15 protein-coding genes are annotated in these 18,103 nt (G+C 63.0%); 14 read left to right on the top strand and 1 reads right to left on the bottom strand.

Annotation, left to right across the window (positions count from 1 at the left end; all coding sequences use genetic code 11):
- Positions 1-152 precede the first annotated feature (152 nt).
- Genes pyrC through ACQ4WP_RS12245 form a run of 6 tightly spaced genes read left to right on the top strand, consistent with a single transcriptional unit; the run spans position 153 to position 7,709 of the window.
- Positions 153-1,205 (top strand): dihydroorotase, encoded by a 1,053-nt coding sequence (gene pyrC / locus ACQ4WP_RS12270; RefSeq protein WP_436520916.1) that lies wholly within the window; start codon positions 153-155, stop codon positions 1,203-1,205.
- 7 nt (positions 1,206-1,212) lie between these two features.
- Positions 1,213-2,031: a DUF3025 domain-containing protein gene (locus ACQ4WP_RS12265; protein WP_436520913.1), complete on the top strand. Its 819-nt coding sequence runs from the start codon at positions 1,213-1,215 to the stop codon at positions 2,029-2,031.
- A 1-nt stretch (position 2,032) separates the two neighbouring features.
- On the top strand, positions 2,033-3,022 hold the full coding sequence (locus tag ACQ4WP_RS12260; protein ID WP_436520911.1) for a Gfo/Idh/MocA family protein: 990 nt from the start codon (positions 2,033-2,035) through the stop codon (positions 3,020-3,022).
- An 11-nt stretch (positions 3,023-3,033) separates the two neighbouring features.
- The gene (locus tag ACQ4WP_RS12255; protein ID WP_436520909.1) at positions 3,034-4,248 is read left to right on the top strand and encodes an MFS transporter; all 1,215 of its coding nucleotides are present in this window, start codon (positions 3,034-3,036) and stop codon (positions 4,246-4,248) included.
- A complete protein-coding gene (locus ACQ4WP_RS12250) occupies positions 4,248-4,373 on the top strand; it encodes a hypothetical protein (protein WP_268991989.1) in 126 nt (41 codons plus the stop codon). Before ACQ4WP_RS12255 ends, ACQ4WP_RS12250 begins: the two co-directional genes overlap by 1 nt.
- A 21-nt stretch (positions 4,374-4,394) precedes the next feature.
- Positions 4,395-7,709 carry a DEAD/DEAH box helicase gene (locus ACQ4WP_RS12245; RefSeq protein WP_436520907.1) on the top strand — a complete coding sequence of 1,105 codons (3,315 nt, stop codon included), beginning with the start codon at positions 4,395-4,397 and terminating at the stop codon, positions 7,707-7,709.
- On the opposite strand, the gene recG is transcribed toward ACQ4WP_RS12245, so the two are convergent.
- Complete coding sequence (gene recG, locus ACQ4WP_RS12240) at positions 7,706-9,808, bottom strand: ATP-dependent DNA helicase RecG (protein ID WP_436520905.1); 2,103 nt, start codon at positions 9,806-9,808, stop codon at positions 7,706-7,708. The two genes, ACQ4WP_RS12245 and recG, sit on opposite strands and share 4 nt — an antisense overlap.
- A 178-nt stretch (positions 9,809-9,986) precedes the next feature.
- Here recG and queA point away from each other — a divergent pair, with 178 nt between their 5' ends.
- From queA to ACQ4WP_RS12200, 8 genes are all read left to right on the top strand, one after another.
- The gene (gene queA, locus ACQ4WP_RS12235; protein WP_436520903.1) at positions 9,987-11,042 is read left to right on the top strand and encodes a tRNA preQ1(34) S-adenosylmethionine ribosyltransferase-isomerase QueA; all 1,056 of its coding nucleotides are present in this window, start codon (positions 9,987-9,989) and stop codon (positions 11,040-11,042) included.
- A 2-nt stretch (positions 11,043-11,044) separates the two neighbouring features.
- On the top strand, positions 11,045-12,184 hold the full coding sequence (gene tgt, locus ACQ4WP_RS12230) for a tRNA guanosine(34) transglycosylase Tgt (RefSeq protein ID WP_436520901.1): 1,140 nt from the start codon (positions 11,045-11,047) through the stop codon (positions 12,182-12,184).
- A gap of 196 nt (positions 12,185-12,380) precedes the next feature.
- Positions 12,381-12,713 carry a preprotein translocase subunit YajC gene (gene yajC / locus ACQ4WP_RS12225; protein ID WP_096238151.1) on the top strand — a complete coding sequence of 111 codons (333 nt, stop codon included), beginning with the start codon at positions 12,381-12,383 and terminating at the stop codon, positions 12,711-12,713.
- Positions 12,714-12,809: 96 nt separating this feature from the next.
- Positions 12,810-14,675: a protein translocase subunit SecD gene (gene secD, locus ACQ4WP_RS12220; RefSeq protein WP_436520899.1), complete on the top strand. Its 1,866-nt coding sequence runs from the start codon at positions 12,810-12,812 to the stop codon at positions 14,673-14,675.
- A gap of 90 nt (positions 14,676-14,765) precedes the next feature.
- Complete coding sequence (secF, locus tag ACQ4WP_RS12215; RefSeq protein WP_436520897.1) at positions 14,766-15,788, top strand: protein translocase subunit SecF; 1,023 nt, start codon at positions 14,766-14,768, stop codon at positions 15,786-15,788.
- A gap of 72 nt (positions 15,789-15,860) precedes the next feature.
- Positions 15,861-16,610, top strand: coding sequence for a hypothetical protein (locus ACQ4WP_RS12210; protein WP_436520895.1), 750 nt, complete (start codon positions 15,861-15,863; stop codon positions 16,608-16,610).
- Positions 16,607-17,308 carry a helix-turn-helix transcriptional regulator gene (locus ACQ4WP_RS12205; protein ID WP_436520893.1) on the top strand — a complete coding sequence of 234 codons (702 nt, stop codon included), beginning with the start codon at positions 16,607-16,609 and terminating at the stop codon, positions 17,306-17,308. Before ACQ4WP_RS12210 ends, ACQ4WP_RS12205 begins: the two co-directional genes overlap by 4 nt.
- A 90-nt stretch (positions 17,309-17,398) precedes the next feature.
- Entirely contained in the window at positions 17,399-18,025 is a 627-nt protein-coding gene (locus ACQ4WP_RS12200; protein ID WP_436520891.1) for a glutathione S-transferase family protein, read from the top strand.
- Positions 18,026-18,103 lie beyond the last annotated feature (78 nt).

Genomic DNA, 18,103 nt, shown 5'->3' with positions numbered 1-18,103 from the left:
ATTCGCGTGCACTCCTGATATTGAAAACGGCCAGTGCACACTGGCCGTTTTATCGTCCGGCAGCGAGTGTGCACGGGGTGTCCGGGTCGGCGGGCCGGTCCGGCGGCTGGTAAAATGGCACCATCCGCAATGACCGCCTGAGAGCTGCCGCCATGTCCACACTCGATCACACCCCGACTTCCATCACCATCACCCGTCCTGACGACTGGCATTTGCACCTGCGCGATGGCGCCGTCATGGCCAGCGTGCTGCCGCACAGCGCGCGCCAGTTCGGCCGCGCCATCGTCATGCCGAACCTGAAACCGCCCGTCACCACCACGGCGGACGCCGCCGCCTACCGCGAGCGCATCCTGGCCGCCGTGCCCGAAGGCATGAACTTCGATCCGCTGATGGTGCTGTACCTGACGAACAACACCTCGCCCGACGAAATCCGCCGCGCGCAGGACAGCGGCATCGTGCAGGCCGTCAAATTGTATCCGGCCGGCGCCACCACCAATTCCGACCTGGGCGTGACGGATTTGAAGAATTGCTACAAGGTGCTTGACGTGATGCAGGAAGTGGGCATGCCCTTCCTCGTGCACGGCGAAGTGACGGACCCGGAGATCGACATCTTCGACCGCGAAGCCGTCTTTATCGAGCGCGTGATGCGCCCGCTGCGTAGCGCCTTCCCGGCCCTGTCCGTCGTGTTCGAACACATCACCACCAAGGATGCGGCGCAGTACGTGGCTGAAGCGGAAGGCCCGATCGCCGCCACCATCACGGCGCATCATCTGCTGTACAACCGCAACGAGATTTTCAAGGGCGGCATCCGCCCGCATTACTACTGCCTGCCCATCCTCAAGCGCGAAGAGCACCGTTTGGCGCTGATGACGGCCGCCGCCAGCGGCGACGAGCGTTTCTTCCTCGGCACCGACTCGGCGCCGCACGCGCAAGGCGCCAAGGAAATGGCCTGCGGCTGCGCCGGTTGCTACACGGCCCTGCACGCGATGGAAATGTACGCCGAGGCATTCGAACGGGCCGGCGCGCTGGATAAACTGGAAGCATTCGCCAGCTTCCACGGCCCGGCCTTCTATGGCGTGCCGCGCAACACGGACAGCATCACCTTGAAGCGCGAAAGCTGGACTTTGCCAGCTTCGCTGCCACTGGGTGACAGCCACGTGATTCCGCTCAACGCGGGTGAGCAGATCAACTGGAAAATGGTCTAATTCCCCCATGCTGCCATCGATAGACTGGAGCCGCCCCTGGTATGCGACGGTGCTGCCGGCGCGACGGCAGCTGGACCTGCAGCGCGACACGGTGATTGCCGCGCTCAACGGGCAGGCGCGGGCGCTGGACTTGCGCAATCCGTCCGGCTTGCCGGTGTGCTTCGTGCCGCAAGCCGACCTGCCTGAAGGCGTGGCCTACGAGGAGTTCATCGGCGCAACGGGCGGCGTGCCGACGCGCGACAATCTGCATGACTTTTTCAATGCGCTCGTGTGGCTCACCTTCCCGCGCATCAAGCGGCAGTTGAATGCGCTGCAGGCGGCGCAGATCGCCCTGTCCGGCGTCGGCAAATCGCGTGGGCCGGCACGCGACGGCGCCACGATCTTTGACGAAAATTCCGCCTTGCTGGTGCTGCGCAACAGCGATGCCGGACGCGCGTTGGAAGCGGCCTTGCGCGGACACGACTGGCGCAGCGCCTTCATCGCGCAGCGCGACAAGTTTGGCGCCGGCGGCGATGCCGAAGTCTGGCTGTTCGGCCACGCGCTGATGGAAAAACTGGTGGCGCCGCGCAAGGCCATCACGGCGCACACGCGCGTGATCTTCGCCGGCGACGCTTACTTTGCGCTCGATGATGCAGCACGGCGCGCCTGGCTCGACGAGCGGGTGGCGCTAGACCTGGCGCAGCAAGGCCTCACCACGGCGGACTTTACGCCGCTGCCCGTTCTGGGTTTGCCCGGCTGGTGCGAAGGCCAGGACGACGATTTTTACAATGACGCGGCGGTGTTCCGCCCGAAGCGCAAGGTAGCTGGCGCAGAAAGAGATCAATAGCATGGAAAACACCATCCGCTGGGGCATCCTCGGCACCGGCAAGATCGCCCGCGCAATGGCCCATGGCTTGCGCGACGCGCCCGGTGCGCAACTGGTGGCGGTTGCTTCGCGCAACGCCGTCGGCGCGCAAGCCTTTGGCGCCGAATTTGGCATCGAACGTTGCCATGGTTCCTACCAGGCGCTGGCCGATGATCCCGACGTGGACGTGATCTACATCGCCACGCCGCATACGCTGCATGCGGAAAATGCCTTGATGTGCCTGGCCGCCGGCAAGCATGTCGTGTGCGAAAAACCGTTCACCATGAACGCGCGCGAAGCGCAGGCCGTGGTCGATATGGCACGCGAAAAAAATCTGTTTTTGATGGAAGCCATGTGGAGCCGTTTCCTGCCCGCCGTACAGGAAGCGCAGCGCATCATCGCCAGCGGCGAGATCGGCGTGCTGCAGCAAGTGCAAGCCGATATCGGCTTTGTCGCCAATTTCCCGCCCGAGCACCGCATGTTCAATCCCGAACTGGGAGGCGGTGCACTGCTCGACGTGGGCATCTATCCGCTGTCGATGGCGGCCTTCTTCCTCGGCCCGGTATCGCAGGTGCAGGCGCTGGCCGAGATGGGCGCCACCGGCGTCGATGAGCAGGTCGTGTTTTCCTTGCTGCACGCGGGCGGCGGCACCTCGTCCTGCGCCTGCAGCCTGCGCGCGCAAACGCCGACGGAAATGAGCATTTCCGGCAGCCTGGGACGCATCCGCCTGCCCAACCGTTTTTATAAACCCGATCACCTGATCGTCGAAGCGATGCATGGCGAACGCCGCGTTGTCGCCGCACCTTACCTGGGCAATGGCTATGCGCACGAGGCGATCGAAGCGATGCGCTGCATCCGCGCCGGCCTGCTGGAAAGCCCCGTCATGCCGCACGCCGACAGCGTGGCGCTGATGCACAACCTTGACACCATGCGTGGCCAGATCGGCCTCGTTTATAGAGCCGACCAGGCGTGAACAGGAACCCCATGACATTGCACTCATCGCGCCCCAGCCTGAAAACCGTCCTGATCGCCAGTGGCGTCGTCCTGACCCTGGCGATGGGCGTGCGCCACGGCCTGGGCTTCTGGATGCAGCCGATTTCGCAAGCCAATGGCTGGACGCGCGAAACCTATTCGTTGGCGCTGGCCATGCAAAACCTGATGTGGGGCGTCTTCGGCCCGTTCGCCGGCATGGCGGCCGACCGTTTCGGCACCATGCGCGTCGTCATCGTGGGCGCCATCAGCTACATGGCGGGCCTGGTGTGGATGGCGCTCGTGACGCAACCCGTCCTGTTCATCGCCGGTTCCGGCATCTTCATCGGCCTGGCGCTGGCCTGCACGGCCTTTGGCGCCATCAGCGGCATCATCGGGCGCAGCGCGCCGCCCGAGCAGCGCTCGTGGGCCTTCGGCATCTCGTCGGCGGCGGGTTCGTTCGGCCAGTTCCTGATGATGCCGGTCGAACAGCAACTGATTTCCGCCGTGGGCTGGCAAAACGCCTTTTATGTGCTGGCCGCGCTGGTCCTGCTGGCGATGATCCCGATGGCCTTCTACCTGCGCGAGCCGCCCGTGACGCATGCCAGCGGCCCGCAGCAAAGCATCGGCGCCGCGTTCAGCGAAGCCATCGCCAGTCGCTCGTTCTGGCTGCTGCTGGCAGGGTATTTTGTCTGCGGTTTCCAGCTGGTCTTCATCGGCGTGCACTTGCCGGCCTACCTGAAGGATCAGGGTTTGATGAATCCGAACATCGCCGTCACGGCGCTGGCGCTGATCGGCCTGTTCAACATCGTCGGCTCCTATTACGCGGGCAAACTCGGTGGCAAGATCGCCAAGCGCTATCTGCTGTCGGCCATTTACGTGACGCGCGCGGTGGTCATCACACTGTTCCTGCTGGCACCCTTGTCGGCGTGGTCGGTGTACCTGTTCGCCGCAGGTATGGGCGTGCTGTGGCTGTCGACCGTGCCGCTGACGAACGGCATCATCGCCGGTATCTTCGGCGTGAAGCACCTGTCGATGCTGGCCGGGATGGTGTTCTTCTCGCACCAGGTGGGCAGTTTTCTGGGCGCGTGGCTGGGTGGCTATCTATACGAGCACCAGGGTAGTTACCACGTCGTGTGGATGATCACCATCGGCCTGGGCTTGCTGGCCGCGCTGATCAACCTGCCCATCGACGAGCGCGCCGTCAAGCGCGTGGCGGTGGCCGCGTAATGGCCAACTGGCGCACATGGCTATGGCGCCTGGCTGGCGCCGCGCTGCTGGCCATCGTCTTCCTGGCGTATTTGCGGCCCGACTTCATGCTCGACCTGGCGAACCGCTTCTGGATGTGCATGTAGCCCCATTGAAGGATGAATGATTTGACTTTCCATTTTTCTGCGGCCGATGTCGCCGCCAGTTTTGATGCCGGCACCTTGAATCGCGGCCGCGACTATGCGCGCCGCGGCAAGGTGCTGGCCCTCACGGCCGATGGGGATGAGATCAAAGGCAAGGTCAGCGGAAGTGGCGGCCAACGCTACCGGCAAACGGTGCGGATCAAGCCAGGCCTGCGCGGCCTGCGATTCGATGGCGATTGCAGTTGTCCCATGGATTACAACTGCAAGCATGTGGCGGCGCTGCTGCTGCATTATTTGGAATTGAACAAAAATACTCCCGCCGGCGCGTCCGATGCGCTCGCTTCCTGGATGGGAACCGTGGCCAAGGCCTTGACTGAAGCGTCCAAAGTGAAGAGCGGCCTTGTTGCCGATAAGATTATCTATCGCGTAGCCTATGTCTTGATGCCCAATGATGTCGGCCGCCTCGATCTGTATTTGTGCCGTGCGCGCCTGCGCGCCGATGCGACGATCGCAGCGGCGACAATGCTGCCTTACAGCTATGATTTAATGATGAAGCCGCCTGCCTATGTGACACCGGCCGACCGTTACGCAAACTATCGGTTTGGACTGCTGAGCGGCTTTGGGGGCTATGGCAAAGTTTCGGCCGAACCGCATGGCGCTGTCGGTGCGCAGTTGTTGCGTGACTTGGCGCAGGCGGGACAATTGTTCTTCGCTGCCACGCGCGACGCGCTCAAAACGGGACTGTTGCGGCCATTGCATCTGTCGCCTGCGCGCGCCTCTCGCCTGGGATGGTCTGTGCCCGATGAAGTGGATGGTGGCGTGCGCCTGCGCTGGGAATTTGCCGATGGCGCGGCGCTGGAGTACATGCTGCCGACCGAGCCTCCCATGTACGTGCATGGTGCTGACATTGGCGAGCTGGGCATTCCTGATGGCGCCGCCATGATCCCGGCGCGCGATTTGAGGTCACTGGTGGCGATGGCGCCGCGCGTGGCCGGTCCGGCCCGTGAGCAGGTAGCGACACAATTGGCGGCGCATGGTTTGGTGCAGGTGATTCCGCCACCGCCGCCGCCGCGCCAAACTGTGCGCAGCGATATCAAAGCTACGCCCTTCCTGCTGCTCGCCAGCCTTGACAACGGCACTGCCGAATCGGCATGGCACGATTTTGCTCTGCTGGCCTTCGACTACGATGGCGTACGCGTCTCGGCCGATCCGGCGCAGGCGGCCATGCGCCATGGCGTCGGCGGCACCGAGGTGATTAAACGCGACAGCGCCGCAGAGGCGCAGGCCGTCGCCGTGCTGCGCGCATTGGGCTTCGCCGATGCCGCAGGGCAGGATGCGCCATTGCGTTCGCTGGCGGGCGCGCAACAGCTGCCGGAGCAAGCCGCCTGGATAGCCTTCGTGGCGCAGGGCTTGCCGACCTTGCGCCAGCAGGGCTGGCTGATCGAATACGGTCCCGGCTACCGCTACGATCTGGCATCGGTCGACGATTGGTACGCCGAGGTGGAGGAAGACGGCGAGGGCGGCAACGCCTGGTTCGAGCTGGAACTGGGCATCGTCGTCAATGGGCAGCGCGTCCCCTTGCTGCCGGTGCTGCTGCAATGGATACGCGAGGCGCCCGATCACTTCGATCCGGCCGCGCTGGCGCTGCGCGACGATGCCGAACACTTGATCGCCAGTCTGCCAGACGGCATGCGGGTGGCCCTGCCGTGGAGCCGCATCAAGCCCATCCTGCATACCTTGGGCGAGCTGTATTTCAAGGAGCGTATCGGCGCCGGCATGCGCTTGCCGGTGCTCGATGCGGCGCGCCTGGCCGAACTGGAAGCGAGCGCTCAGCTGCGCTGGACGGGCGGCGAACGGCTACGCCAGCTGGGCGCCAGACTGCGCGGTTTCGACGGCGTTGCGCCGGTTGCCGCGCCGGCCGGCCTGCAGGCGAGTTTGCGTCCCTACCAGAGCGAAGGGCTGACATGGATGCAGTTCTTGCGCGAGTACCATTTCGCCGGCATCCTGGCCGATGATATGGGACTGGGGAAAACCATCCAGACACTGTCCCACATCTTGCTGGAAAAGGAGGCGGGCCGGCTAACGTCGCCGGCGCTGGTGGTCGCGCCGACTAGCCTGATGGGCAATTGGCAGGCCGAAGCGGCGCGCTTCGCGCCCGCTCTGAGGGTGCTGCTGCTGCACGGACCGCAACGCGCGCAGCATTTTGAACAGATGGGGCTATATGACCTGGTGCTGACCACGTATGCGCTGCTGCCGCGCGACGAGGAAGCCCTGCGTCGCCAGCATTTTCATTTGCTGATCCTGGACGAGTCGCAATACATCAAGAACAGCAATTCGAAGGCCGCGCAGACTGCGGCGCTGCTACCGGCCACGCACCGCTTGTGCCTGACCGGCACGCCGTTGCAAAATCACCTGGGCGAGTTGTGGGCGCAGTTTCACTTTCTGATGCCAGGCTTGCTTGGCGATCAAAAAACCTTCAACGCAGAGTTCCGCAAACCGATAGAAAAGCTCGGCGATGGCGCGCGCAGCGCTTTCCTGGTACGGCGCATCAAACCGTTTTTGCTGCGCCGTACCAAAGATACGGTGGCCAAGGAATTGCCGGCCAAGACAGAAATGGTGCGCGAAGTCGAACTGGCCGGTGCGCAGCGTGATCTGTACGAAACGGTACGCCTGGCGATGGCGGAAAAAGTGCGCGCGGCGATCGCCGCCAAGGGACTGGCGCGCAGCCAGATCGTGATCCTGGAAGCTTTGCTCAAGCTGCGCCAGGTCTGTTGCGACCCGCGCCTGGTGGCCGGCGCCGGCAAGAAAGGCATGGCGCCGTCGGCCAAGTTGATGGAATTGATGGAGATGCTGGAAGCGTTGTTGGCCGAAGGGCGCAAAGTGCTGGTGTTCTCGCAATTTACCAGCATGCTGGCGCTGATCGAAGAGCAGTTGCGCGAGCGCGGCATCGCGTATGCTTTGCTGACTGGCGAGACCAAGGATCGCAGCGCGCAGGTCGACACCTTCCAGCAAGGCAGCGTGCCACTATTTTTGATCAGCTTGAAGGCTGGCGGTGTTGGCTTGAACCTGACCGCAGCCGATACCGTGATCCACTACGATCCGTGGTGGAATCCGGCGGTGGAAAATCAGGCCACCGACCGTGCCTGGCGCATCGGCCAGGACAAGCCGGTATTCGTCTACAAATTGATCGCCAAAGGCACGCTGGAAGAAAAAATTCAGGAAATGCAGCGCCGCAAGGCCGAACTGGCCGATGCCGTATTGGCCCAAGGTCCGGCGCAAGCGCTGGCGATCACGCAAGACGACTTGCAGGCGATTTTCGCGCCCTTGAAAAGCGCTTAGACTTTCAAAAACTCTTCCTTGCCGCCCAGCCAGCGCGCCAGATGCGCTTCCACTGTGGCGGCGCTATCGGCCGAGGTGGAGTGCAGCAGGTCGTGCGCCACGTCGCGCGCCTGGTCGACCAGCCATTGATCCGTTTCCAGGTCGGCGAAGCGCAGCATGGCCTGGCCGGACTGGCGCGCGCCGAGGAATTCGCCGGGGCCGCGAATTTCCAGGTCGCGGCGGGCGATTTCAAAACCATCGGTCGTTTCGCGCATGGTCATCAGGCGCTGGCGCGCCACGCCGCCCAGCGGACCTTGATATAGCAGCAGGCAGGCGCTGGCCGCCGTGCCGCGGCCTACGCGCCCGCGCAACTGGTGCAGCTGCGACAGGCCGAAGCGCTCGGCGTGCTCGATCACCATCAGCGACGCATTCGGCACGTCCACGCCCACCTCGATCACGGTGGTGGCCACCAGCACGTGGATATGTCCGGCAATGAAGGCATCCATCACTTCCTGCTTTTCCGCCGGCTTCAGGCGGCCATGCACGAGGCCCACCTGCAGCGCGGGCAGGGCCTCGGCCAGCATCATGTAGGTGTCGGTGGCTGTTTGCAGCTGCAGCGCTTCCGATTCCTCGATCAGCGGGCAGACCCAGTACACCTGTCGCCCTTCCAGTGCGGCCGCATATACGCGGGCGATGACTTCGTCGCGCCGGTTCTGGTCGATGGCGCGCGTGACGATGGGGCTGCGTCCCGGCGGCAGCTCGTCGATCACCGACACTTCCAGGTCGGCGTAATACGTCATCGCCAGGGTGCGCGGGATCGGCGTGGCCGACATCATCAGCTGGTGCGGCACGGCCGCGCTGTCGCCCTTGTTGCGCAGGGTCAGGCGCTGGCCAACGCCGAAGCGGTGCTGCTCGTCGACGATCACCAGGCCCAGTTTGGCAAACAGCACATTGTCCTGGATCAGCGCATGCGTGCCGATCACCAGCTGCGCTTCGCCCGATTCGATCAGGGCCAGCGCCGCCGTCTTCTCCTTTTTCTTCAGGCTGCCCGTCAGCCACGCAACCTTCACGCCCAGCGGCTCCATCCAGGCGGCGATTTTGCGGAAGTGCTGCTCGGCCAGAATCTCCGTGGGCGCCATCAGCGCGGCCTGGTAGCCGCTGTCGATGGCCTGCGTGGCGGACAACGCCGCCACCACCGTCTTGCCGCTGCCGACGTCCCCCTGCAGCAAGCGCTGCATCGGATAGGGCTGGCGCAGGTCGGTGCGGATTTCCTCGAGTACGCGCGCTTGCGCGCCCGTCAGCTTGAAGGGTAGGGCGGCGCCAAAGGCATGCGACAGGGTACCGACGATGGGCAAGGAGGCGGCGCCTTTCGAGCGGCGCGCGCGCTGGGCGCGTTTCAGCGACAGCTGCTGCGCCAGCAGTTCATCGAATTTCATACGCACCCAGGCCGGGTGCGAGCGGTCCATCAGCGCGCTTTCATCGATGTCCTGCGGCGGGTAGTGCAGCAGGCGCACGGCAGCCTGGAATGGCGAGAGCTGCATCTCGCGCAGCAGATGATCGGGCAAGGTGTCGTGCCAGTCGATGCGGCGCATGGCGTCGGCGATCTCGCGCCGCAAGACGTGCTGCGACAGGCCTTCGCCGGAAGGGTACACGGGCGTCAGCGCCGTCGGCAGCGGCGCCCCCTCGTTGACCACTTTATACGTCGGGTGCACCATCTCGGCACCGAAAAAGCCGTGTTTGAGCTCGGCACGCGCGCGTACCCGCGTGCCTTCGGCCAGCTGCTTGACCTGGCTGCCGTAGAAATTCATGAAACGCAGTAGCAGGTTGCCCGTTTCGTCGGCGATCGTCACCAGCAATTGCTTGCGCGGCTTGAAGTTGACTTCGCACTTGGTGACGACCGCTTCCACTTGCCACGACTCGCCGCCGCGCAGGCAGGCGTCGCGGATGGTGTAGACCTTGGTTTCATCCTCGTAGCGCATCGGCAGGTGCAGCACCAGGTCCATATCCGTGCGCAAGCCCAGTTTGGCCAGCCGGCTTTCCGTGCTGACCACTTTTTTGACGGCTTTCGGCTTGGTGGCGGGCTTGGCTATGGGGGGAAGATCGGGCTTGGGTTCGGACATATCGGAGACTTTTTTGCCGCTAGCGTAAAATAGAGGGTTGTCCGGCACACCCTGTGCGTACCGCAGTCATATAGTGTTGCGGCGGATTATTGTAATGCCTGTATAGGCGCACAGTATAGTGCCAGATGTTCCATTGCGCACTCCTAATCATTTTTGACGTACTTTTGAAGTAAAACGCATGTATTCGCTTTCCGATTTCGATTTTAATCTGCCGCAAGAAAACATTGCGCAAACTCCGTTGGCCGAGCGCAGCGCCTCGCGCCTGTTGCATCTGGACGGCGACGCCCTGGTCGACCGCCAGTTCACCGACATCGTCGGGCTGTTGCAGGCGGGCGACCTGCTGGTGATGAACGATACGCGCGTGCTGAAGGCGCGTTTCTTTGGCGTCAAGGAGAGCGGCGGCAAGATCGAGGCGCTGGTCGAGCGCGTGCTCGACGAGCGTACCGTGCTGGCCCAGGTGCGCGCCTCGAAGTCGCCGCCGCCCGGTTGCCGCATCCGCCTGGCCGACGCCTTCGACGTGACGGTCGGCCAGCGCGCCGGCGAATTCTTTACCCTGCATTTCGAGGCCGACGTGTTCGAGCTGATCGAGGCGCATGGCCGTTTGCCGCTGCCGCCCTACATCGAGCACGATGCGGACGAATTTGACGAGACGCGCTACCAGACTGTCTTCAACAAGGTGCCAGGCGCCGTCGCCGCGCCGACGGCCGGCCTGCATTTCGACCAGGCCTTGCTCGACCAGTTGAAGGCCAAGGGCGTCAACTTTGCCTATGTGACCCTGCACGTGGGCGCGGGCACCTTCCAGCCCGTGCGCACGGAGGTGTTGGCCGAACACAAGATGCATACCGAGTGGTACACCATGCCGCAGGACACCGTCGACGCCGTGCGCGCCGCGCAACTGGCCGGGCGCGACGTGGTAGCCGTCGGCACGACCAGCTTGCGCGCGCTGGAATCGGCCTCGCAAAGCGGCCAGCTGGTGGCGGGCAGCGCCGATACGGCCCTGTTCATCACGCCCGGCTATGCCTTCAAAACGGTGACGCGTTTGATCACCAATTTCCATTTGCCGAAGTCGACCCTGCTGATGCTGGTGTCGGCCTTTGCTGGCTATGCGCCGATCCGCAGCGCCTACGCGCATGCGATCGCGCAGAACTACCGTTTCTTCAGCTATGGCGATGCGATGCTGCTGACCACGCAATCGCGCGTTGCGCTGAACCTTGATACTCCCGTGAAAGACTGACCATGCTGGAATTTACCCTCCTCAAGACCGACACGAGCGGCCTGACCAAGGCACGCCGTGGCACCTTGAAACTCAACCATGGCGTCGTGCAGACGCCGATCTTCATGCCAGTGGGCACTTACGGTACCGTCAAGGCGATGTCGCCGCTGGAACTGAATGAGATCGACGCGCAAATCATCCTGGGTAACACTTTCCATTTGTGGTTGCGTCCTGGCAACACCGTCATGGAGAAATTCGGCGGCTTGCACGGTTTCATGGGCTGGAACAAGCCGATCTTGACCGATTCGGGCGGTTTCCAGGTGTTTTCCCTGGGCGCCATGCGCAAGATCACGGAAGAGGGCGTGCATTTCAATTCGCCGATCAATGGCGATAAACTGTTCCTCTCGCCGGAAGTGTCGATGCAGGTGCAGCGCGTCTTGAATTCCGACATCGTCATGCAGTTCGACGAATGCACGCCGTACGAAATCGAAGGCCGCCCGGCCACCCTCGAGGAAGCGGCCAAGTCCATGCGCATGTCCTTGCGCTGGGCGCAGCGCTCGAAGGACGAGTTCCACCGCGGTGAAAACCCGAACGCGCTGTTCGGCATTGTGCAGGGCGGCATGTTCGAAATGCTGCGCGACGAGTCGCTGGCCAAGCTGGAAGAGATCGATTTCCCCGGCATCGCCATCGGCGGTCTGTCCGTTGGCGAGCCGAAGGAAGACATGATGCGCATGCTGGCCCACGTGGGCCCGCGCCTGCCGGCCAACAAGCCGCATTATCTGATGGGCGTGGGCACGCCGGAAGACTTGGTGGCCGGTGTGTCGAACGGCATCGATATGTTCGATTGCGTCATGCCGACGCGTAACGCCCGCAATGGCTGGCTGTTTACCCGTTTCGGCGACATCAAGATCAAGAACGCCAAGTACAAGGAAGACCAGGCGCCGCTCGACGCGACCTGCAGCTGCTACGCCTGCCGCAACTTCTCGCGCGCCTACCTGCACCATTTGCACCGTTCCAAGGAAATCCTCGGCGCGCGCTTGAACACCATCCACAACCTGCATTACTACCTGGATCTGATGCGCCAGATGCGTGTAGCGCTGGATGAGGATCGTTTCCACGCGTTCACCCTGCAATTCCACGCGGAACGGGCACGCGGAACTTAAGAAAAGCTTAGCTTGCGCCCTGGCGGCAGCATGGTTGGAAGTTTTGTGTATTGGTGCTTGGACTGGGGCGATAAAGCATTGCATAATGCTTTTTTAGCCCCATTTAAAGTTGCCATGCCTGCAATTCGGGTTATGACGTATAGCCAATGCTAGAATACAGCGCTATTTTTTCAAACTGATTAGAACTGGAGTCACCGTGTTTTTCATTTCCAACGCTTATGCGCAAGCCCCAACCGACGCCCTGGGCTTCGGCGGCAACCTGACCAGCTTCTTGCCGCTGGTATTGATGTTCGTGGTCATGTATTTCCTGATGATCCGTCCACAGCAAAAACGCGCCAAAGAACAACGGGCGATGATGGACGCGCTGGCCAAGGGTGACGAAGTCGTCACCGCTGGCGGCATGTTGGGCCGTGTTGTCAAGGTAGTGGACGCTTACGTCACCATCGAAGTGGCGACCGGCACCGAAGTCACGGTGCAAAAGAGCTCCATTACCACTTTGCTGCCTAAAGGCACCCTAAAGGCGCTGTAATTCCTCGCTGTCATTGCCTCGGCAATGATTCACCGGGGCGGCTACCCGCCGCCCCTCGCGACGCCTCCGACGCTCAACACTGAACGCTGAATCATTATGAATCGCTATCCTGCCTGGAAATACATCATCATCGTCGTCGCCTTATTGCTGGGCGCACTCTATACGGCGCCCAATTATTTCGGTGAGTCACCGGCGCTGCAAGTAACCAGCGGCAAGTCGACTGTCAAAGTGACGAGCGAGCTGATGACGCAAGTCGAGCAAATATTGACGAAAGAGAACGTCAAGTCGGAAGGTGTCACTATGGATGGCGCCGGCAACCTCGCCTCTGTGCGTGCGCGTTTCGCCGATCCCGATACCCAGTTCAAGGCAAAACTGGTGCTGGAAAAGGACCTGAACCCCGATTCCACCGATCCCGCGTACATCGTGACGGTCAATCTGCAAGCCAATACGCCAATGTGGATGCAAAAATTGCATGCCTTGCCCATGTACCTGGGCCTGGACTTGCGCGGCGGCGTGCACTTCCTGATGCAGGTCGATGCGAAAGCAGTACTGAACAAGAAAGTCCAGGGCGTCCAGTCCGCCGCGCGTAGCGTGTTGCGCGACAAAAATATCCGCCACGCCGGCATCGAGCGCGTGGGCGACAGCGTGCAGATCAACTTCCGTGACGCCGATACGCGCCTGAAGGCAAAAAATGTCCTGTCCGACCAGATGACTGAGCTGGCGTTCGCCGATGCGGGCGAAGGCAGCGACCTGAAACTGAACATCACCCTGAAACCGGCCGCCCTGAAGGCGACCATCGACGAAGGCGTGAAACAGAATATCTCCACCCTGTCCAAGCGCGTCAACGAGCTGGGCGTGGCCGAGCCGCTGATCCAGCAGCAAGGTCCTGACCGCATCGTGGTGCAATTGCCTGGCGTGCAGGACGTGGCCCGCGCGAAGGCCATCATCGGCCGCACGGCGACCCTGGAAGTGCGCCTGGTCGATGAAAGCATCGTGCCTGGCACGGAACTGTCGAGCGCCATCCCGTTCAACTCGGAACTGTTCACTGTCGGCAAGGGCGTCCCTGTCGTGCTGGCGAAAGACGTGATCCTGACGGGCGACTACATTTCCAGCGCCACGGCCAGCTTTGACCAGAACCAGCAAGCGGCCGTGTCGATCGACCTGAACGGCGACGGCGGACGCAAGATGCGCGAGGCGACGCGCGAACGCGTAGGCAAGCGCATGGCCATCGTGCTGTTTGAAAAGGGCAAGCCGGAAGTGCTGTCGGTCGCGACCATCCAGCAGGAACTCGGTTCGCGCTTCCAGATCACCGGCATGGGCGGCGCGGAAAACGCCAATGAACTGGCGCTGCTGCTGCGCTCGGGCGCCCTGTCCGCACCGATGGCCGTGATCGAAGAACGCACGATCGGACCGCAACTGGGCGCGGAAAACATCGCCAAGGGCTTCCACTCGACCTTGTATGGCTTCATCGCCATCGCCATTTTCATGATCGCCTACTACATGTTGTTCGGCGCTTTCAGCGTGCTGGCCCTGGCCGCCAACCTGCTGTTGCTGATCGCTTTGCTGTCGATGATCCAGGTGACGTTGACTTTGCCCGGTATCGCCGCGATCGCGCTGGCGCTGGGCATGGCGATTGACGCCAACGTGCTGATCAATGAACGTATCCGCGAAGAGCTGCGTGCCGGCAATACGCCGCAAGCGGCAATCGCTGCCGGCTTCGACCGCGCCTGGGCCACGATTCTCGATTCGAACGTGACCACCCTGATCGTCGGCCTGGCGCTGCTGGCCTTCGGCAGCGGCCCGGTGCGGGGCTTCGCTGTTGTGCATTGCCTGGGTATCCTGACCTCGATGTTCTCCTCCGTCTTCGTCTCGCGCGGCGTGGTCAACCTCTGGTATGGCCGCAAGAAAAAGCTGACGACCTTGTCGATCGGCACGGTGTGGGTGCCGGGCGCCAGCAAATAAGCGACGGCCCGGCCTTAGCCAATAGCGTCAACAGCGATCGCGTCCGGAGGCACAGCCGCCGGACGCACAGAATAGAACTCAGAGGATTTCATGGAATTTTTCCGGATCAAAAAAGATATTCCCTTCATGCGCCATGCGTTGATTTTCAACGTGATTTCGGCGGTGACCTTCCTTGCCGCCGTCTTCTTCCTGGTGCACAAGGGCTTGCACCTGTCCGTCGAATTCAAGGGCGGCACCCTGATGGAGGTGAAATACCCGAAGGCGGCCAATCTCGAAGGCATACGCGGCACCCTCATTGCCATGGGCTATGAAGAGCCGGGCGTGACCAGTTTCGATACGGCGCGCGACGTGATGATACGCCTGCCGGTGGAAAAGGGCGTCAGCGCCGCGAACACGTCGCAGCGCGTGTTTGACGCCCTGTGCAAGGCTGAGCAAGGCACGACCAAGGCCATCGACACCGTCACTGCAAAGGGCGAGCATGTGCTCAAGAGCGCATGCATGGACGCTGCCGGCAGCGAGGCGGTCGTCTTGCAGAAAGTCGAATTCGTCGGCCCGCAAGTGGGCGAGGAACTGGCGCAGAACGGCTTGAACGCGCTGGTGGTGGTGATTATCGGCGTGATGATCTACCTGGCCATCCGCTTCGAGTGGAAATACGCTGTCTCGGCCATTATCGCCAACTTGCATGACGTGGTGATCATCCTGGGCTTCTTTGCCTTCTTCCAGTGGGAATTCTCGCTGACGGTACTGGCGGCCATCCTGGCGGTGCTCGGTTATTCCGTCAACGAATCGGTGGTGATCTTTGACCGTATCCGCGAAAACTTCCGCAAGCAGCGCAAGGCGACCGTGCATGAAGTGATCGACAGCGCGATTACCAGCACCATTTCGCGTACCATCATCACCCATGGCTCGACCCAGATGATGGTGCTGTCGATGCTGGTCTTCGGCGGCCAGACCCTGCACCACTTCGCACTGGCGCTGACCATCGGTATCTGCTTCGGTATTTACTCTTCCGTGTTCGTCGCGGCCTCCATCGCCATGTGGCTGGGCGTCAAGCGCGAAGACTTGATCAAGCCGGTCAAGGAAAAAGACGAAACCGACGGCGCCGTGGTGTAAGCGCAGTTTGTTGCATGACGAATTCAAGAACGATCACCCGCGCGGTGGTCGTTTTTTTTGTAACGGATGATGATGAAGCGTTTGATAGTGATGGGCATCATGGCGGGCATCAGCACGCTGGCCAGTGCCGCTGAATTGCGCCGTGTGGCCAGCGATACCATCGCCCTGCGCGGTGCCATCGCCGAGGGCGACGTGGACAAGCTGCGGCAGCTGGCCAGGCCAGGGACAACCGTGTTGCGCATCAATAGCGACGGCGGCGATCCGCAGGCGGCCATGCAGCTGGGGCGCTACCTGCGCCAGCGGCAATGGGGTCTCGCCATCGACACGGTGTGCGCGGGCAGCTGCGCCCTGTACGTTTTCCCGGCCGCGCGGTACAAAAGCATCCCCGGCACCGCCGTGCTGGCGCTGCAGGACACGGCCGTCCTGCGCGCGCAGGCCGGCCCGGAGCACATGCGCCGCAGCCTGCTTGAGGCGGGCGTGCCGGCCGATGAGCTGGACCGTGAAACAGCGGCACTGGCCGCACAACTGGCGCGGGTGGCGGCGCTGGAAGCGGCCTTTGCCGTGGAGCTGGGCATTGCCCCCGCCTTTTACCGTGATTTCCGGCAGGTGGCGGCGCAGGCCGATAGCGTGCGTCAGCGCTTTCCCGACCAGGATGCGGCCGTCTACTGGTGGCCGGCCGCCGCCCGCCTTCAGCGCTGCTACGGCATCACCGGCGTGGACGAAGGCCCGCGCGCGGCGCGCCTGGCGCCGGACGGCTATCTGTACGTGCCGGCCCTGTCAGCCCTGGTCATGGGCGACCAGGCCTTGCCGGACTGCCCATGAGTCGCAGCGGCCGTTTGTTCCTACTGATGGACGCCATGCGCGCCAAACGGGTGCCCGTCACGGCGGCCCAGTTGGCGCAGCAGCTGGGCGTCTCCGAGCGCACGATTTACCGCGATATCCAGACCCTGGCCGAACTGGGTGCGCCCCTGCAGGGCGAGGCGGGCATCGGCTATGTGCTGCGCCGTGGCGCCTTCTTGCCACCGCTGATGTTTGGTTCCGATGAACTGGAAGCGCTGGTGCTGGGCGCCCGCTGGGTGCGCCGCCAGGGTGATGCTGGCCTGGCGCAGGCGGCCAGCAATGCCCTGGCGAAGATCGCCGCCGCCTCGCCGCGCGACCTGCGCGACAGCATGGCCGAGACCAGCCTGTGGGTGCCGCTGGGGCGTCCTGCCGATGGCGCGCAGCCGGCCGATCAGCATGTGCAGCCGGTGCGCGAGGCGATCCGCTATGAACAGAAGCTTACCCTGGGCTACCAGGATGAGCATGGCAGCGCCACCTTGCGCACGGTGTGGCCGTTTGCCCTGGCCTTTTTTGAAGGCAAGCGCCTGCTGGCTGCCTGGTGCGAGCTGCGCGGCGATTACCGGCATTTCCGCATCGACCGCATCGCCAGCGTGCAGCGGTACGAGGAACGCTATCCTACGCGCCGCCATGTGCTGCTGGATGCCTGGCGCAAGGCGCACGAGATTGATCCGGAAAGCTAGTGATCCGGAATCGTGATATTCGCTCATGACAAAAACTGTCAGTGACGGCGACTACGATGGTGGCTTCTTCACTCACCGGAGTACTCCATCATGCGCCTGTACCACCACCCCATGTCTTCGAATGCCCGCCGCGCCCTGATGACGGCGATCCACCTCGGCCTGCCTCTGGAGCTGGCCGAAGTCGACTTGATGAATGCGGACGACCGCCGCCGCCTGGCCGAGCTCAATCCAAACGGCAAGCTGCCCGTGCTGGCCGATGGCGCTTTCCTGCTGTGGGAATCGTGCGCCATCATGCAATACCTGGCCGAGCAGGTGCCGGGCCAGACGATTTATCCGCAGGCGCCGCAGCCCCGCGCCGACGTCAACCGCTGGCTGTTCTGGGCCGCGCAGCATTTCGCGCCGGCCATCGGCGTTCTGGCCTGGGAACGCGCGTGGAAAGGCATGACGGGTGGCGGCCCGGCGGACCCGCTGGAAGAGGCGCGCGGCGAGCGCGACCTGCATGCCTGCGCCGTGGTGCTGGACGCGCACCTGGCGGGGCGCAGCTGGCTCAGCGGCGAAGGGCTGACCCTGGCCGATTTCGCCGTGGCCGCGCCGCTGATGTACAGCGAGGCCGTGCGGCTGCCGCTGGCGCAGTACCAGCACATCCAGGCCTGGTTTGCCCGCGTGCGTCAGTTGCGCGCCTGGCAGGAAACGGACGTGGCGCTGTTGCCGGGATAATGTGCGCGCTAAGTGTGCCAGCGCACGGAGCCGGCGCGGCACACCGCATAAGATAGGCTTGTCTCTTTCAGGACATCC

This window comes from Janthinobacterium lyxosi (genome assembly GCF_051380665.1).
Classification (GTDB): domain Bacteria; phylum Pseudomonadota; class Gammaproteobacteria; order Burkholderiales; family Burkholderiaceae_D; genus Janthinobacterium.
The sequence above is the reverse complement of the archived record's forward strand: the minus strand, read 5'-3'. Positions and strand labels throughout refer to the sequence as shown.

Bases quoted from the DNA above. Each gene is read 5' to 3' on its own strand.
- pyrC (WP_436520916.1), top strand. From the start codon at position 153: ATGTCCACACTCGATCACACCCCGACTTCCATCACCATCACCCGTCCT.
- ACQ4WP_RS12265 (WP_436520913.1), top strand. From the start codon at position 1,213: ATGCTGCCATCGATAGACTGGAGCCGCCCCTGGTATGCGACGGTGCTG.
- ACQ4WP_RS12260 (WP_436520911.1), top strand. From the start codon at position 2,033: ATGGAAAACACCATCCGCTGGGGCATCCTCGGCACCGGCAAGATCGCC.
- ACQ4WP_RS12255 (WP_436520909.1), top strand. From the start codon at position 3,034: ATGACATTGCACTCATCGCGCCCCAGCCTGAAAACCGTCCTGATCGCC.
- ACQ4WP_RS12250 (WP_268991989.1), top strand. From the start codon at position 4,248: ATGGCCAACTGGCGCACATGGCTATGGCGCCTGGCTGGCGCCGCGCTG.
- recG (WP_436520905.1), bottom strand. From the start codon at position 9,808: ATGTCCGAACCCAAGCCCGATCTTCCCCCCATAGCCAAGCCCGCCACC.
- queA (WP_436520903.1), top strand. From the start codon at position 9,987: ATGTATTCGCTTTCCGATTTCGATTTTAATCTGCCGCAAGAAAACATT.
- tgt (WP_436520901.1), top strand. From the start codon at position 11,045: ATGCTGGAATTTACCCTCCTCAAGACCGACACGAGCGGCCTGACCAAG.
- secD (WP_436520899.1), top strand. From the start codon at position 12,810: ATGAATCGCTATCCTGCCTGGAAATACATCATCATCGTCGTCGCCTTA.
- secF (WP_436520897.1), top strand. From the start codon at position 14,766: ATGGAATTTTTCCGGATCAAAAAAGATATTCCCTTCATGCGCCATGCG.
- ACQ4WP_RS12210 (WP_436520895.1), top strand. From the start codon at position 15,861: ATGAAGCGTTTGATAGTGATGGGCATCATGGCGGGCATCAGCACGCTG.
- ACQ4WP_RS12205 (WP_436520893.1), top strand. From the start codon at position 16,607: ATGAGTCGCAGCGGCCGTTTGTTCCTACTGATGGACGCCATGCGCGCC.
- ACQ4WP_RS12200 (WP_436520891.1), top strand. From the start codon at position 17,399: ATGCGCCTGTACCACCACCCCATGTCTTCGAATGCCCGCCGCGCCCTG.